17 protein-coding genes are annotated in these 13,154 nt (G+C 69.7%); 9 read left to right on the forward strand and 8 right to left on the reverse strand.

What is annotated here, in order from left to right; all coding sequences use genetic code 11:
* Positions 1 to 64 precede the first annotated feature (64 nt).
* Positions 65 to 1,288, reverse strand: a complete 1,224-nt coding sequence (fdhA, locus tag GUY59_RS15885) for a formaldehyde dehydrogenase, glutathione-independent (RefSeq protein WP_138200558.1) — start codon at positions 1,286 to 1,288, stop codon at positions 65 to 67.
* A gap of 236 nt (positions 1,289 to 1,524) precedes the next feature.
* On the opposite strand from fdhA, the gene GUY59_RS15890 reads away from it, so the two are divergent.
* From GUY59_RS15890 to GUY59_RS15900, 3 genes are all read left to right on the forward strand, one after another.
* On the forward strand, positions 1,525 to 1,896 hold the full coding sequence (locus GUY59_RS15890) for a hypothetical protein (protein ID WP_138200557.1): 372 nt from the start codon (positions 1,525 to 1,527) through the stop codon (positions 1,894 to 1,896).
* Positions 1,897 to 2,025: 129 nt separating this feature from the next.
* A complete protein-coding gene (locus tag GUY59_RS15895) occupies positions 2,026 to 2,331 on the forward strand; it encodes a TraR/DksA family transcriptional regulator (RefSeq protein WP_138200556.1) in 306 nt (101 codons plus the stop codon).
* Positions 2,324 to 2,665 carry a TraR/DksA family transcriptional regulator gene (locus GUY59_RS15900; protein ID WP_132332591.1) on the forward strand — a complete coding sequence of 114 codons (342 nt, stop codon included), beginning with the start codon at positions 2,324 to 2,326 and terminating at the stop codon, positions 2,663 to 2,665. Before GUY59_RS15895 ends, GUY59_RS15900 begins: the two co-directional genes overlap by 8 nt.
* A gap of 48 nt (positions 2,666 to 2,713) precedes the next feature.
* On the opposite strand, the gene GUY59_RS15905 is transcribed toward GUY59_RS15900, so the two are convergent.
* From GUY59_RS15905 to GUY59_RS15920, 4 genes are all read right to left on the reverse strand, one after another.
* Positions 2,714 to 3,760, reverse strand: a complete 1,047-nt coding sequence (locus tag GUY59_RS15905; protein ID WP_138200555.1) for a protein kinase family protein — start codon at positions 3,758 to 3,760, stop codon at positions 2,714 to 2,716.
* An 87-nt stretch (positions 3,761 to 3,847) separates the two neighbouring features.
* Positions 3,848 to 4,351, reverse strand: a complete 504-nt coding sequence (locus GUY59_RS15910) for a hypothetical protein (RefSeq protein WP_201760930.1) — start codon at positions 4,349 to 4,351, stop codon at positions 3,848 to 3,850.
* Positions 4,352 to 4,402: 51 nt separating this feature from the next.
* Positions 4,403 to 5,008, reverse strand: coding sequence for a Dps family protein (locus GUY59_RS15915; protein WP_252374902.1), 606 nt, complete (start codon positions 5,006 to 5,008; stop codon positions 4,403 to 4,405).
* Between the two features lie 103 nt (positions 5,009 to 5,111).
* The gene (locus GUY59_RS15920) at positions 5,112 to 5,498 is read right to left on the reverse strand and encodes a hypothetical protein (protein WP_138200553.1); all 387 of its coding nucleotides are present in this window, start codon (positions 5,496 to 5,498) and stop codon (positions 5,112 to 5,114) included.
* A gap of 208 nt (positions 5,499 to 5,706) precedes the next feature.
* Between GUY59_RS15920 and GUY59_RS15925 the strand changes: the two genes are divergently transcribed.
* Positions 5,707 to 6,402 (forward strand): DUF4142 domain-containing protein, encoded by a 696-nt coding sequence (locus tag GUY59_RS15925; RefSeq protein WP_138200552.1) that lies wholly within the window; start codon positions 5,707 to 5,709, stop codon positions 6,400 to 6,402.
* Positions 6,403 to 6,415: 13 nt separating this feature from the next.
* Here GUY59_RS15925 and GUY59_RS15930 read toward each other — a convergent pair whose 3' ends face one another.
* The gene (locus tag GUY59_RS15930) at positions 6,416 to 7,234 is read right to left on the reverse strand and encodes an IclR family transcriptional regulator (RefSeq protein WP_161714561.1); all 819 of its coding nucleotides are present in this window, start codon (positions 7,232 to 7,234) and stop codon (positions 6,416 to 6,418) included.
* A gap of 124 nt (positions 7,235 to 7,358) precedes the next feature.
* On the opposite strand from GUY59_RS15930, the gene GUY59_RS15935 reads away from it, so the two are divergent.
* From GUY59_RS15935 to GUY59_RS15950, 4 genes are read left to right on the forward strand one after another with little or no spacing between them, the layout of a single operon-like run.
* Complete coding sequence (locus GUY59_RS15935) at positions 7,359 to 8,012, forward strand: ABC transporter permease (protein ID WP_132332585.1); 654 nt, start codon at positions 7,359 to 7,361, stop codon at positions 8,010 to 8,012.
* On the forward strand, positions 7,999 to 8,994 hold the full coding sequence (locus tag GUY59_RS15940; protein ID WP_138200550.1) for an ABC transporter ATP-binding protein: 996 nt from the start codon (positions 7,999 to 8,001) through the stop codon (positions 8,992 to 8,994). The genes GUY59_RS15935 and GUY59_RS15940 overlap by 14 nt, the downstream gene beginning before the upstream one ends.
* Complete coding sequence (locus GUY59_RS15945) at positions 8,984 to 9,751, forward strand: ABC transporter permease (protein WP_201760931.1); 768 nt, start codon at positions 8,984 to 8,986, stop codon at positions 9,749 to 9,751. Before GUY59_RS15940 ends, GUY59_RS15945 begins: the two co-directional genes overlap by 11 nt.
* Positions 9,752 to 9,798: 47 nt before the next feature.
* The gene (locus tag GUY59_RS15950) at positions 9,799 to 10,776 is read left to right on the forward strand and encodes a glycine betaine ABC transporter substrate-binding protein (protein WP_138200549.1); all 978 of its coding nucleotides are present in this window, start codon (positions 9,799 to 9,801) and stop codon (positions 10,774 to 10,776) included.
* Between the two features lie 159 nt (positions 10,777 to 10,935).
* On the opposite strand, the gene GUY59_RS15955 is transcribed toward GUY59_RS15950, so the two are convergent.
* Entirely contained in the window at positions 10,936 to 11,436 is a 501-nt protein-coding gene (locus GUY59_RS15955) for a MarR family winged helix-turn-helix transcriptional regulator (RefSeq protein WP_138200548.1), read from the reverse strand.
* A gap of 316 nt (positions 11,437 to 11,752) precedes the next feature.
* Here GUY59_RS15955 and GUY59_RS15960 point away from each other — a divergent pair, with 316 nt between their 5' ends.
* Positions 11,753 to 12,082, forward strand: a complete 330-nt coding sequence (locus GUY59_RS15960) for a DUF3040 domain-containing protein (RefSeq protein WP_161714562.1) — start codon at positions 11,753 to 11,755, stop codon at positions 12,080 to 12,082.
* A gap of 8 nt (positions 12,083 to 12,090) precedes the next feature.
* Here the strand turns inward: GUY59_RS15960 and GUY59_RS15965 are convergent, their stop codons facing one another.
* A complete protein-coding gene (locus GUY59_RS15965; RefSeq protein ID WP_138200546.1) occupies positions 12,091 to 13,101 on the reverse strand; it encodes a LacI family DNA-binding transcriptional regulator in 1,011 nt (336 codons plus the stop codon).
* Positions 13,102 to 13,154: the final 53 nt, after the last annotated feature.

The following is a 13,154-nucleotide window of genomic DNA, read 5'->3' on the forward strand; positions in this document are numbered from 1 at the left end:
TTACAAACGGCCGGAATAACGCAGGAAGAAGGGCCGCGAGCACCGCTCGCGGCCCTGGGTGACGCTAGGCCGCCGTGGACAACATGTTGTGCGGGTCGAGCACGTACTTGCGGGCAGCACCCTCGTCGAACTCGTGGTATCCCTGCGGCGCCTGGTCCAGCGGGATAGGCGTGGCGTTGACCGCCTTCGCGATCTGCACGCGGTCGTGCAGGATCGCCATCATCAGCTGCCGGTTGTACTTCATGACCGGGCACTGACCGGTCACGAAGCTGTGCGACTTGGCCCAGCCGAGACCGAACTGGATCGACAACGATCCGTGCTTGGCGGCCTCGTCGGGCGCTCCGGGGTCTCCGGTCACGTACAGGCCGGGGATGCCCAGCGCACCGCCCGCCCGCGTGAGGTCCATGAGCGAGTTGAGCACGGTGGCCGGGTGCTCCTCCTCCGACGCGCGCCCGTGGCCACGGGCCTCGAAGCCCACGGCGTCCACGGCGCAGTCGACCTCCGGCACGCCGAGGAGCTGCTCGATCTGGTCCCTCGGCTCGCCGGCCGACACGTCGACGGTCTCGCAGCCGAAGCTGCGCGCCTGCTGCAGACGCTCCTTGTTGAGGTCGCCCACGATCACCACGGCGGCTCCGAGCAGGAACCCCGACACGGCGGCGGCCAGCCCCACCGGCCCCGCGCCGGCGATGTAGACGGTCGATCCCGGGCCCACGCCGGCGCTGACGCAGCCGTGGAAGCCGGTCGGGAAGATGTCGGAGAGCATGGCCAGGTCGAGAATCTTGGCCATGGCCCGGTCCTTGTCCGGGAACTTGAGCAGGTTCCAGTCCGCGTAGGGAACCAGCGCGTACTCCGCCTGTCCTCCGACCCAGCCGCCCATGTCGACGTAGCCGTACGCGGATCCGGGACGGTCGGGGTTGACGTTCTCGCAGATGCCCGTCTTGCGCTCCTTGCAGTTGCGGCAGCGCCCGCAGGAGATGTTGAACGGCACGGACACGAGGTCGCCGGTCTTGATGAACTCGACGTCCGGCCCGGTCTCGACGACCTCGCCGGTGATCTCATGCCCCAGCACGAGGCCGTGCGGCGCCGTGGTCCGGCCGCGGACCATGTGCTGGTCGCTGCCGCAGATGTTGGTCGCGACGGTCCTCAGTATCGCGGCGTGCGGCAGCTTGCGCCCCACGTTGGCCGGGTTGACCCCCGGACCGTCCTTGAGCTCGAACTCCGGGTAGTCGGTCTCGTGTACCTCGACCTTGCCTGGACCTTCGTAGACGACGGCTTTGTTGCCAGGCATGACGTTCCTTCCCTCGCGCAGTGGAGTGACGGTCTTCTCGGAGAGACGGCATCACCTCCAGCCGCCGCGGCCACGCCGCGATCTGCGGAATTCATACCTCAATGTCGGATTCTACCCGGCCTGGTGGGGCTCACCCAGGATCCGTACGCCCCCGGTCCCCGCGAGGCGGGACGGCCGCGGTTTCCGCCGAACCGGCACACATGCCTTTTCCCACCGTCTGGGCTATGGTCGGCCTTATGACGGGACCGTGGAGAACACCACGAGGGCCCATCACGTTCGCCGGCGTGATGGGTCTGGTCCTGCTGTCCTTGTTGCTGGTCGGATCAACATACAACTGGCACGGCGGCCGTGCGTACCAACCCGGCCTGGGCACCATGCAGACGTGGACGCCCGAGGCGTGGGACGCGCAGTTGTCGAGCATGCCGCCGCAGACCGCGACCGGCGAGCGCCAGGTGCTGCCGCTGTGGCCGCCCCTGCGCGGTGAGCGCCGGCACGAGGCCGGGCTGCTCGCGAGGTTGCCCGCCGCCGGGCTCGATCCAGGCGGGATCCGCGATCCCCAGCAACTCGCGCACCGCACGGCCGGATCGCGCAGTCCGCCGCTGATCTAGCGCTCCTCTTCTCCTGCCGCTCGCGCGGTGTGAGGCCCGGTGGCACATGCCCGGGCCCCGTCCGTGAGCGCTGCCTTCGGCCACCCCCGGGGTGCGCCGTTATCCGCAAGCAAGGAGCCGAACACTGCCATGGCCGACGTCAAATCAGTCCACACGCACCTGCAGCACTACGAGCGGCACCTGGCGCGGCTGGAGGAACTTCGTGAGCTGCTGCAGGAGCAGCTCACGGCCGCCCTGTCCCGCCCCCGACCGGCCGGCGCCACGGCCGATGCCCGCACGTCCGAGATCGAGGCCGCACTCGACCGCATGGACAGGGGCATCTACGGAATGTGCCGGGGCTGCGGGACTTTCATCGCCTACGAACAGCTCCTGCGGATGCCGTACCGGAGCATCTGCGACCGGTGCGCGCTCCAGAGAGGACATCAGCATGACTGACACCAACGGAACGACTCACCTCAGCAGCGTGCAGGCCGAGACCCTGCGCCAGGAGCTCCAGGAGCAGCTGGCCAGGCGCAGCAACCAGCTGGCCGGTCTGCAGGCGGCGGCGAGCGAGGGCAGTGGTGCCGACGACACGTGGCAGGAACTGCTCGTCAACATCGCCGCCGCCGACCGCGCCATCGCCGAGCTCGGCCAGGCCCTCGAACGGCTGTCCGAGGGCACCTACGGGCGCTGCTCCCACTGCGAGACGGGCATCCCGTTCGAGCGGCTCAAGATCCGGCCGCTGGCGCGCTACTGCATCGGCTGCCAGCGCCGGCACGAAGCCGCCTGAGAGCGCCGGGAGGGCCGGGGCGTGATTCCGGCCCTCCGGCGCGACACGTCACAACGCCAGGATCTCCTCCAGCGGGTACGGCACCAGCCGGCTCTCCCGCTGGAACCTGCGGTAGAAGCCGGACATCACGATGGCCACCGGGCTGTGCCGGGTGAGGATCGCCGCGACCGTCTCCGGGACGCCTTCGGGCCGCTCCCCGTCGGCCCACCTGCGCATGAGGACGCCCCGCTCGTCCGCCGTGGCGGCGCCGTACAGCTCGGCCGCCAGCCAGTTCACCAGGTGCGTACGCGTGTACGCGCGGTCGTACGTGGCGTGCCGGCGGAAGAAGTCCGACTCCTCGCTCGACATCGTGAAGCGCGAGGAGATGGACAACCCGAAGTCGGCGAAGTAGAGCCGGCGCCCGTCGGTCAGGATGTTCTGGAAGTGGGCGTCGAAGTGCAGCAGGCCATGGGCGTTCATGAACGAGACCCCCGACTCCAGCTCCCGCTCCACCAGCTCACAGGCCGAGCCGGCGGTCTCGCCCCCTGCCGCCACCGGCGCCTTGAGCCATTCGTGCAGGTCGTGCGGGAAGTGTTCGAGGAACAGCACGAGACTCGCCCGGGAGCGGTGGAGCTCTTCGATGCGCTCCCGCACCTCCGGGCCGCCGCCCCAGAAGGCGACCGCCCGCTCCACGTCGGCCAGCTCCTCCGGCGGCGGATGCGGGCCGTCCGGCAGCACCCGCCAGTGGTACATCAGTGGGAAACCGGGGAACCGCCCGGCCAGCACCCAGTTCGTGGTCATGACGTGCACGGCCAGCTCCCGCCACGCACCGCCGCCCGGACCGCCGATGCCGCCGATGCCGTAGCGGCAGAAGGGCGGAAGCCCGAAGACGTTCGCGGTGGACCGGACGGTCTCCGGCAGCAGCTCCCGGTCGGTGAGGGGCACCTGTTTCACGAACACCGGCGTTCCTTCCACCTCCAGCAGCGCCGACCTCCCGCCGATGCCGGAGCCGAGCGGGACGGCCTCCTTCAGCAGTTCGCCCAGCTCGTGGTCGCCGTGGAAGGCGAGGGAGGTGGCCACGGCGCCGTAGGTCGTGTTGCGGGAGGTCTCTTCCATTCCGGGGACTCTAGCCAGGGGAAAGGGCGGACGGCGGCCCCTCTCCCGCGCGACGTGGCCGGCGCGCGGCTCCTCCGTCGAGGACGCTCAGGATCGGTGAGCGCGCATGTCCAGGTAGAGGTGCGAACGGTGCACGCGCCGCGTCCGCAGCAACCTCGCGAGGTCGGCGGAGGTCTGGTGGCTGAGCTGCCAGTGGAAGTAGTTCACGTACTCGGCCACCGCCATCAGGTAGAACAGGACGCCCGGCACCGATTCGAGCCCCACCTCCCCGCGCGCCGCGAACACCGCCAGCACGACGAACCCGGCGACCAGGGCTGTCTCACACAACCGGCGCAACCACCAGAAGACGGCGATCATCGGCGGTCCCGGCAGCCGGGCGCGCAACTGCCGCACCTTGATCGCCCAGTACGCGCCCCCGATCAGCAGATGCACGGCCACCAGGACGAACCCCGTCACGTTGACGGTGTTGAGCGGCGCGGGCAGGACCACGAACGCCACCAGGCCGAAGATCACGATGTTCACCGGTTCGAGCACCGCGAGGTTGCGCATGCGTCGTACGAGCGTGGTGCGGGGGCTGTTCCTGGGGGTCATCCTTGAGAGGATGCCTCACGCCTTCCCGCGGCGCATCACCGGCCCGGCTCTTCAGCGGTCGCGGGCCGGCTCGACCAGCGGCGTGTCCACCAGGTGCTCGATGAGGAACCAGGTCTGCAGCTCTCCCTTGCGGATGACGTCGGAGACGAGCAGGTCGTTGGTGCCGTCGTCGCCCATCTCGGCGGTGCGGGCGGCCGCGTCGTGCGCCGCCACCAGGATCGCCTCGTGCGCCTCGATCAGCCGCGACAACATGGCGGGCACCTCCTCCGCGCCGTCCGGCGGGCGCTGGATGACGGTGATCTCGGCGACGTGCCTGGGGTCGCCGACCGCCACGCCGCCGAGGGTCTGCACCCGCTCGGCGAGCAAGTCGATGATCTCGAGCTGCTCCGCGGCGTGCTTGTCGAGCAGCAGGTGGAGCTGGTAGAAGGTGGGGCCGCGCATCAGCCAGTGGTGCTTCTTGTACAGGCTGTAGAGGATCTGCGTGTCCGCGAGCACCTGGTTGAGGCGCTGGCAGGAGTACATCCGCGCTTCGTACGTGAGCCCGAGCGGGAACATGCGGACCGTGCCGAACTCCTGGATCTCAACGCCGTCCTGGTGAATCCACGGCTGGCTGGAGCCCTTCTTGCGGGGCTTGGTGGTGCGTTTGGTGGTGGGCACGGGCCGTTCCTTCCTCTGCGGATCGCGTCGGAGCGAACATTCCCCTTGACCAGGGCACATGAGCACCACGTCGGTCCATCAATCGGAAAAGACCCGCGCGTGGCTACAGCAGGTCGCCCGCGCCCGAGCTGGTGAGCTCCGCGAACGCGTCGTCGACGGACGGCACCAGGTCGAGGGCGCCCAGTTGCAGGCGCAGCGCCGCGTCGCCACCCGCGACGATCATGCGTCCGCCCGACGCCCGTGCGTGCCGGTCGGCCGAGCGCAGCGTCTCGCGGCCGGAGTCGTCGGTCTCGGTGAGGCCCTCGACGTTCACGATGAACAGCGGCGGGATCCGGGCGACCAGCACCTTGACGAGATATTGCTGGAGGACGAGCGACGCCACTCCGGCGAGGCGGCCCTTCAGGTGCAGGAGCGCGATGCGCCCGTGACGGTCGAACCCGATGTCGAAGTCCGGATGAGCCCCGTAGGCGCCGGGTTCCATCGGGTTCATGGCATCCGTCCAGGTGGGGGGACCGTGTTGTGCGAGCCCACCCTAGCAGTCCGTCGCCTTCCGCAACGGAGGGTGTCCGTATTCCGGCCTCGCTTCCTGCGCCTTTTCGGCATGCCGCTTGAACGGTCCCCGCGGGCGCCGCGTATCCCGTAGTGACCCGGCACCGCCCAGCCAGGGCCGAGCCCGAAGCCAGAGGGGATGACGGCACATGCGACTTCGACGCTGCCGTCCGGTTATCGTCGTCTGCTGTCTCGCGGGGATGGTCCCGCTCGGCGCGTGCGCCCCGTCGTTTCCCGCCCAGAGTGCGGGCCTGCCCGATGTCGCCACCGTGCAGACCACCGCCCCGCTGCCGGTGGACACGGAGTTCCCGGAGGTGACGCAGGACGCCTCCGGGGCGCCCACGGAGGATCAGGGCTCCGGCACGTGGCTCACCAAGTGGGGACCGCTGTCGGAAGCGGACCGGTCGCTGATCCAGAAAGTACGGCTGGCCACCCTGTGGGAGATGACCATCGCCCAGGAGGCCGTCCAGAAGGCGAGCACGGCCAAGGTCCGCGAGATCAGCAAGGAGATCGCGTCGCAGCACCACGAGCTCGACGAGGAGGCACGCGACCTCGCGACCAAGCTGAACGTGGAGCTGCCCGTCAGGCCCACCGACGACCAGCAGAACTGGATGTCCGACATTTCCGGACGTACGGGGATCGCCTACGACACCACGTACGTGAAGTGGCTGCGCCTGGCGCACGGCCAGATCTTCGGCCTCATCGGCACGGTCCGAGGCAGCACGCAGAACACCCTGGTCAGGAAGTTCTCCGAGCAGTGCAACGCCGCCGTGCTCAACCATCAGCGTCTGCTCGAAAGCACCGGGCTGACCACACCGGAGAGTTTCCCGACCCCGAGCACCTGAGGGCGGGCGCCTTTCATGGCGACCCCCTCATGGGGGACATGATCGGGCGGCCGTCCGGCACCAGGCCCAGCGAGATGGACAGCTGACGCGCCGCCTCGCCGACCGCGGCGCCGATCTCGTGCAGCCGGGCCGCCGGATGCGTCCTCGCGACCGACACGCTGATCGCCGCCGTGATCAGCCCCCGATGGTCGCGCACGGGCGCCGACACCCCGGCCGTGCTGTCTTCCAGCTCGACGTCCGTCACGGCGTAGCCGCACGAGCGCACGTGAGCGAGGTCGGCCAGCCACTCCTCCGTGCCGCCGACCGCCGATTCGAGCCCGGAGGGCAGGGTGGTGGCGCTCAGCAGGTCGCGTACGCGCTGCTCGTCCCAGTCGGCGACCAGGGAGCGGCCGGCGGCGGCCATGAGCAGCGGCACGGAGATGCCCTCCCAGACGCGGTGATAGGCCCGCGACGACGGCACCGACATGAGCGTCAGCACCAGGTTGCCGCGCAGCACGCACAGGTAGGCGTCCTCGTCGAAGGTGGTGGTCAGCCCCCGCAGGTAAGGGGCGGCGACCTGGACGAGCCGGGCGTGCTGGGTGCGCGCCGCCAGGGCGAACAGCCGCCACCCGAGGCGGTAGCGCCGGGTGACCGGATCGCGCTCGACCATGCCTTCGAGCTCCAGAGCCCGCAGCGCCCTGGACACCTGGCTTTTCTCCCGCCCCAGCCGCTGCGCGATCCAGGTGACGCCGAACCCGTCAGCATCGCGATCATCGCCGTGACCTGCGAGCAGTTCGAGAATCTCCATATCCCGGCGTAGGCCTGCCGAGGGCACGGTCGGCTTGTCCGTCATCCCTCTCCGTTCATAACAGAACCATTGCACTACTGTTGCGCTAGTTGCACCTAGTTTTGCGCTCACCGCAACTAATCGCATACGTTTGCGAACCCATGCAAGCGTAAAGGAAGCCGGTACCCCCATGAATTTCAGCGAGTACGTGCTCTCACGCTGGGACACCCTCTCGCTGGCCGCGACCGAGCACGCCGTCGTCGTGGGAATCGCCATCGCGATCGCCACCGTGTTCGGCGTCGGCATCGGACTCCTCGCCTACGACGCCCCCAAGGTGCGCAGCACCTCCGTGGCGATCTCCGCCGGGATCCTGACGGTCCCGTCACTCGCGCTGCTCACCCTCCTCATCCCCATCTTCGGGCTGGGCTGGGGCTCCACGCTGGTCTCGCTGACCGCGTACGCGTTCCTGCCGATCATCCGCAACACCGTCACCGGGCTGCGCGGCCTCGACGCGGCCACCGTCGAGGCGGGCCGCGGGATGGGCCTGAGCCGCGTCAGGCTGCTGCTGCGGGTGCAGCTTCCGCTGGCCTGGCCGCTGATCCTGACCGGCGTGCGCATCTCGGCGCAGATGCTGATCGGGATCGCCGCCATCGCCGCCGTCGTCGACGGCCCCGGTCTGGGCACGCAGATCTTCGAGGGCCTGTCCCGGCTCGGCTCGGTGAACTCCCTGAACGCCACCCTCGCGGGAACGCTGGGGATCGTGGTCATCGCCATCCTGTTCGACCTGTTCTTCTTCGCCGTTCGCTACATCACCACCCCAAGGGGGCTTCGTGTTCGACCGTGACACCGAAGGCGTGCGCATCGAGCTGCGCTCGCTGACCAAGCACTATCCGGGCCAGCCTGCCCCAGCGGTCGACAACGTCACCCTCGACATCCCGGCCGGCGAGCTGGTCGTGTTCGTCGGCCCGTCGGGCTGCGGCAAGACGACCACGATGAAGATGATCAACCGCCTGGTCGAGCCGACGTCCGGCGAGATCCTCATCGGCGGCCAGGACGTGCTGAGCCTCGACCCCGACCGGCTGCGCCGCCACATCGGGTACGCCATCCAGCAGGTCGGCCTGTTCCCCCACCAGACCATCGCGCAGAACATCGGCCTGGTCCCCAACCTGCTCGGCTGGCCGGCCGACCGGATCTCCGCCCGCGTGGACGAACTGCTGTCCCTGGTGAACCTCGAACCGTCGGCCTTCCGCGACCGCTACCCTCGCCAGCTCTCCGGAGGTCAGCAGCAACGTGTCGGCGTGGCCAGGGCGCTGGCCGCCGACCCGCCCGTGATGCTCATGGACGAGCCGTTCGGCGCCACCGACCCGATCACGCGCGAGCACCTGCAGAACGAGTTCGTCAAACTGCAGAAGCAGCTGCGCAAGACGATCATCTTCGTCACGCACGACTTCGAGGAGGCCATCAAGCTCGGCGACCGCATCGCCGTGCTGCGCGAGGGCTCGCACATCGCGCAGTACGACACACCGGCCGCCATCCTCGCCGACCCCGCCGACGAGTACGTCGCGAGCTTCATCGGGCAGGACGCCACGCTCAAGCGGCTGGCGCTGATGCGCGTGTCGGAGGTGCCGGCCACCGGCTCGCCGGCCGGTTCCGGGCTGCCGCAGGTGTCCGCCGACGCCAGCCTCCGCGAGGCGCTGGACATCATGATCGCCCACGGTGCGGACCGCTGCGCCACGCCGTCCGGAGTGCTCACGTACGCCGCCCTGTGCGAGGCCGTGGGCACCCGGGCCGGCGAGCAGGAGGACGTGGTGTCCAGTGAGCGCTGAGACCCTGGCCGTCGGGCACTCCCGCACGAGCGGCCGTACGGTGGGCGCGCGCCACCTCATCACGCCCGTCACCATCTGCGCCGTGCTGGTCGCCCTCTACGCCTGGGTCGGGACGCTGGAACTCGACTCGATCGAGCAGCGCAGCCTCAACCAGGCGGTGATCCTGACCAAGGCCGTCGAGCACATCCAGATGACCGTGGCCGCCACCACGCTGGTAGTGATCATCGCGATCCCGCTCGGCATCGCCGCCTCGCGCTCCAGGAACCGGCTGATCACGCCCGTCATCCTCACCGTGGGCAACCTGGGCCAGGCCGTCCCCTCCATCGGCCTGCTCGTGCTGGCCACGTTCCTCATGGGCGTCGGCTTCCAGACCGCGCTGGTCGGGCTCGTCGCGTACGCCGTGCTGCCCGTCCTGCGCAACACCATGGTCGGGGTCCAGCAGGTCGATCCGGCGCTCATCGAGGCCGCCCGCGGCATGGGCATGACCAGGGGCCAGATCCTGCGCCGGGTCGAGCTCAAGCTGGCCGTGCCCGCCATCCTGGCCGGCCTGCGCACCGCGCTCGTGCTCACCGTGGGCGTCGCCACGCTCGGCGCCTTCGTCGCGGCCGGCGGCTTCGGCGAGCTGATCGTCAACGGCCTCAAGCTCAACCGCATGCCCGTGACCATCGTCGGAGGCGTGCTCACCGCGTGCATCGCCTTCTTCATCGACTGGCTGGGCGGGCTCGCCGAGGACCTGCTCAAGCCACGCGGCATGTGACCACGCTTTTCGGCAATGACCCGATCACATAGCAAGAAGGTGCTTCCATGTTCTCCCGCCCGCTCCGACAGACGTTCACCCTGCTCGCAGCCGCAGCCCTCTCGGTCACGACCCTGAGCGCCTGCGGCTCCTCCGACGCCGTCGAAGCCGGCAGCGCGGGCGACGAGCTCCAGGGGACCAAGTACATCATCGGCTCCAAGGACTTCACCGAGAACATCGTGCTCGGCAAGATCGCCGTGCACCTGCTCAAGGCGCACGGGGCCGAGGTCGTCGACAAGACCAACCTCGGCGGTACGGTGGCCAACCGCAAGGCCCTGGAGTCCGAAGAGATCGACATGTACTGGGACTATTCCGGCACAGGGTGGATCGAGTTCCTGAAGAACACCAAGCCGATCCAGGACTCCGCCGAGCAGTTCAAGGCCACCGCCGAGGCCGACCTGGAGAAGAACAAGATCCGCTGGATCGGTCCGACCCCGCTGAACAACACCTACGCCCTGGCCATCCGCTCCGAGAAGGCCACGGAGCTGGGCGTCAAGACGGTCTCCGACGTGGCCGAACTGGCCAAGACCAGCCCCAAGGACGTCACGATCTGCATCGAGACGGAGTTCTCGACCCGTGACGACGGGCTGCCCGGCCTGAGCAAGGCGTACGACATGAACATCCCGAAGAACAACATTTCCCTGCTCGACACCGGCGTCGTCTACACCGAGACCGACAAGGGCGAGACCTGCAACTTCGGCGAGGTGTTCACCACCGACGGCCGCATCGCCGCCCTCGACCTCACGGTGCTGGAGGACGACAAGAAGTTCTTCCCGATCTACAACGCCGCCATGACCCTGAGGGACGAGACCTACCAGAAGAGCCCCGCCGTCGAGAAGGTGCTGCAGCCCGTGATTGCCAAGCTGGACGACGCGACCATGCAGGAGCTCAACGCGCAGGTCGACGTCGAGGGCATGGAGCCGGGCAAGGTCGCCTCCGACTGGCTGGGCAAGCAGGGCTTCCTCGGCAGCGACGGGGCCGCCTGACCGCCTGGTCCCCTGAAGGCTGACCGCCTGGCCGGGGCGGGCCGCCACCGTGCGGCCCGCCCCCGTCGTCGCGGTCATCCCGTCGTCGCGGTCACCCCGGGTCGCCGTCGTCGCGGCTCCCGGCCCTCCGCCCGGCGCGTAAGCGCGGGACCGGGCCGCTCAGGCGTCGGGCCAGCCGAGAGGGTGGGTGCCGGCTTCCGCCGACTCGCCGCCCGCCTCGTTGAAGGCGGCCATCGCCGAGATCAGCGCCCGGCGCTCCACCGGTGACATCCGGGAGACGATCGCCGCGATCTCGTCCCTGCGGCGGGCGGTCACCTGGTCCACGATGCGCCTGCCCTCGTCGGTCAGGCGCATCAGGCTCTCCCGCCGGTTCAGCGGGTTGACCTCGCGGAGCACCAGCCCCGCGGCGGCGAGCCTGTCGGCCATGCGCATGGCCGTGGACGAATTGACGTCGAGCAGCTCCGCCATGGTGACGAGCTTGGTCTCGCCGTGCCCTGAGAGCACCACGAGCATCCGGAACTGCGGCAACGTCACCCGGTCGGCGACGGCGCCGAGCGAGCGCGCCGCGATCGCGACCAGCAGCCGCGAACCCGCCAGCACCGCCGAGATGACAGCATCCCGGTCCTCACCGTTCATCTGGGCGGATTGACGCTCTGGCATAGAACTGTTCTACACGGTCGGGGACGGGCGTCCACATGGCGACCCGGCCTCCGATGCCGTTCCTCCGCAGGTCGGAAGATCGCGGAGACCGGCCGGACGTCCGTGCCGCTCTCCCCCGCGCGCCGCCGGGGCCGCCTCGGCGACCGGCGCGGCCCGTGTGCGAAGGTGATCCCGGGAACTCCGCGCGCCGTGACAGCGGAGTCACTAATGTTGCATACTGCAAGAATGTGGAGAGCCACGTTGGGAGTCCCTCAGGTGCTTGTACCCCCTCTCCAGGTCGGCCGTTACCGTCATGCCCTGGAGACGGCCTGAGATCATGGCGATGTCCAGAGACGAGCGGCGAGCGCTCGCGCAGATCGAAGAGCAGCTGGCGCACGAGGACCCCGTGCTCGACAAGCTCCTGGCGGGGCCGCGCGGCAGGGGCGGCGAGCCTGACCCGCCCCGCGGGCTCGACGCCCTGAGCACCCCGGCGGTCGTGTTGTGGGCGCTGGCCGCGGCGACCAGCGTCGTCCTGGTGCTCGCGGTGGCCATCCTGCTGTCCTACCAGGACTTCTCGGGCACGCTGCGACCCTCCCCGACCGCGATCCCGTTCAACGGCCCCTTCCCCGGCCCCGGCGCCACCGAGCTCAACGACCAGATGAGCTGACGGCGCCGCTAGGGAGCGGCGGTGGAGGCGCGTTCGACCAGGTCGGGTTGGAAGACGACCTGGCGATGCTCGTGAGCGTGGCCGACGGGCTGGTTCGCCTCCTCCAGCAACATCAGCGCGGCGGTGTGGCCGAGCTGCTCGCGCGGTTGCCGGATCGACGACAGCGGCACGGCCGCGGCCGCGGCGAAGTCGATGTCGTCATAGCCGAGGATCGCCACGTCGGCCGGCACCCGCAGGCCCCGCTGGGTCATCTCCTGCAACGCCCCGATCGCGACCAGGTCGTTGGCGCAGAAGAGCGCGGTGGGGCGCTCGGCGGGAGGCAGCCCGGCGAGCTCCGCGCCGGCGACGCGCCCGGTGGCCACCGTCAGGTCGGGCAGCGGGATGACGGTCAGCACGTCGGAGGGGTCCAGCACACCGGCCAGGCCGTCGCGCCGCTCCCGCACCTGGCGCACGCTGAACGGCCCGCCGGCGAAGGCGATGCGGCGGTGTCCCCGCTCGCGCAGGTGCCGGCCGGCCAGGCGCCCGCCGAGCACGTCGTCCACCGCCACGGCACAACCGCGGCTGTGCGGGGCCGAGCTGTCGAAGCGCACCACCGGGATGCCGCGGGAGACGAGCCGGCTCAGCCGCTCCTCCTCGCCGCTGTCGTTGACCGGCGTGATGAGCACGCCCAGGGGACGCTGCTCCTCGAACGTCTCCAGCAGTCCGGCCTCGCGGGAGGCGTCCTTGTTGCTGTTGAAGACCATGACGTTGACGTCGAGGGGCTGCGCCGCGGTCTCCACGCCGCGCAGCACGTCGATGAAGAAGGGGTTGGCCAGATCGAGGGCGACCACGCCGATGGTGCGGCTGCGGCCGGCCCGTAACTGCCGGGCGGAGCCGTTGCGGACGTAGCCGAGCGTGGCGATCGCCGCCTGCACCCGCAGCCGCGTCTGGGGGGCCACCATCTCGGGCCGGTTGAGCACGTTGCTCACGGTGCCGACGGAGACCCCGGCAAGCCGGGCGACCTCTTTGATGCTCGACATCGTTCCTCGTGTCCGGTGGTCACCGCTGATCCTACCGCCTCTTCGCACGGTTG

The organism is Nonomuraea sp. K271 (assembly GCF_009908215.1).
Taxonomy (GTDB): Bacteria; Actinomycetota; Actinomycetes; order Streptosporangiales; family Streptosporangiaceae; genus Nonomuraea; species Nonomuraea longispora.

Bases quoted from the DNA above. Each gene is read 5' to 3' on its own strand.
- fdhA (WP_138200558.1), bottom strand. From the start codon at position 1,288: ATGCCTGGCAACAAAGCCGTCGTCTACGAAGGTCCAGGCAAGGTCGAG.
- GUY59_RS15890 (WP_138200557.1), top strand. From the start codon at position 1,525: ATGACGGGACCGTGGAGAACACCACGAGGGCCCATCACGTTCGCCGGC.
- GUY59_RS15895 (WP_138200556.1), top strand. From the start codon at position 2,026: ATGGCCGACGTCAAATCAGTCCACACGCACCTGCAGCACTACGAGCGG.
- GUY59_RS15900 (WP_132332591.1), top strand. From the start codon at position 2,324: ATGACTGACACCAACGGAACGACTCACCTCAGCAGCGTGCAGGCCGAG.
- GUY59_RS15905 (WP_138200555.1), bottom strand. From the start codon at position 3,760: ATGGAAGAGACCTCCCGCAACACGACCTACGGCGCCGTGGCCACCTCC.
- GUY59_RS15910 (WP_201760930.1), bottom strand. From the start codon at position 4,351: ATGACCCCCAGGAACAGCCCCCGCACCACGCTCGTACGACGCATGCGC.
- GUY59_RS15920 (WP_138200553.1), bottom strand. From the start codon at position 5,498: ATGAACCCGATGGAACCCGGCGCCTACGGGGCTCATCCGGACTTCGAC.
- GUY59_RS15925 (WP_138200552.1), top strand. From the start codon at position 5,707: ATGCGACTTCGACGCTGCCGTCCGGTTATCGTCGTCTGCTGTCTCGCG.
- GUY59_RS15930 (WP_161714561.1), bottom strand. From the start codon at position 7,234: ATGACGGACAAGCCGACCGTGCCCTCGGCAGGCCTACGCCGGGATATG.
- GUY59_RS15935 (WP_132332585.1), top strand. From the start codon at position 7,359: ATGAATTTCAGCGAGTACGTGCTCTCACGCTGGGACACCCTCTCGCTG.
- GUY59_RS15950 (WP_138200549.1), top strand. From the start codon at position 9,799: ATGTTCTCCCGCCCGCTCCGACAGACGTTCACCCTGCTCGCAGCCGCA.
- GUY59_RS15955 (WP_138200548.1), bottom strand. From the start codon at position 11,436: ATGCCAGAGCGTCAATCCGCCCAGATGAACGGTGAGGACCGGGATGCT.
- GUY59_RS15960 (WP_161714562.1), top strand. From the start codon at position 11,753: ATGGCGATGTCCAGAGACGAGCGGCGAGCGCTCGCGCAGATCGAAGAG.
- GUY59_RS15965 (WP_138200546.1), bottom strand. From the start codon at position 13,101: ATGTCGAGCATCAAAGAGGTCGCCCGGCTTGCCGGGGTCTCCGTCGGC.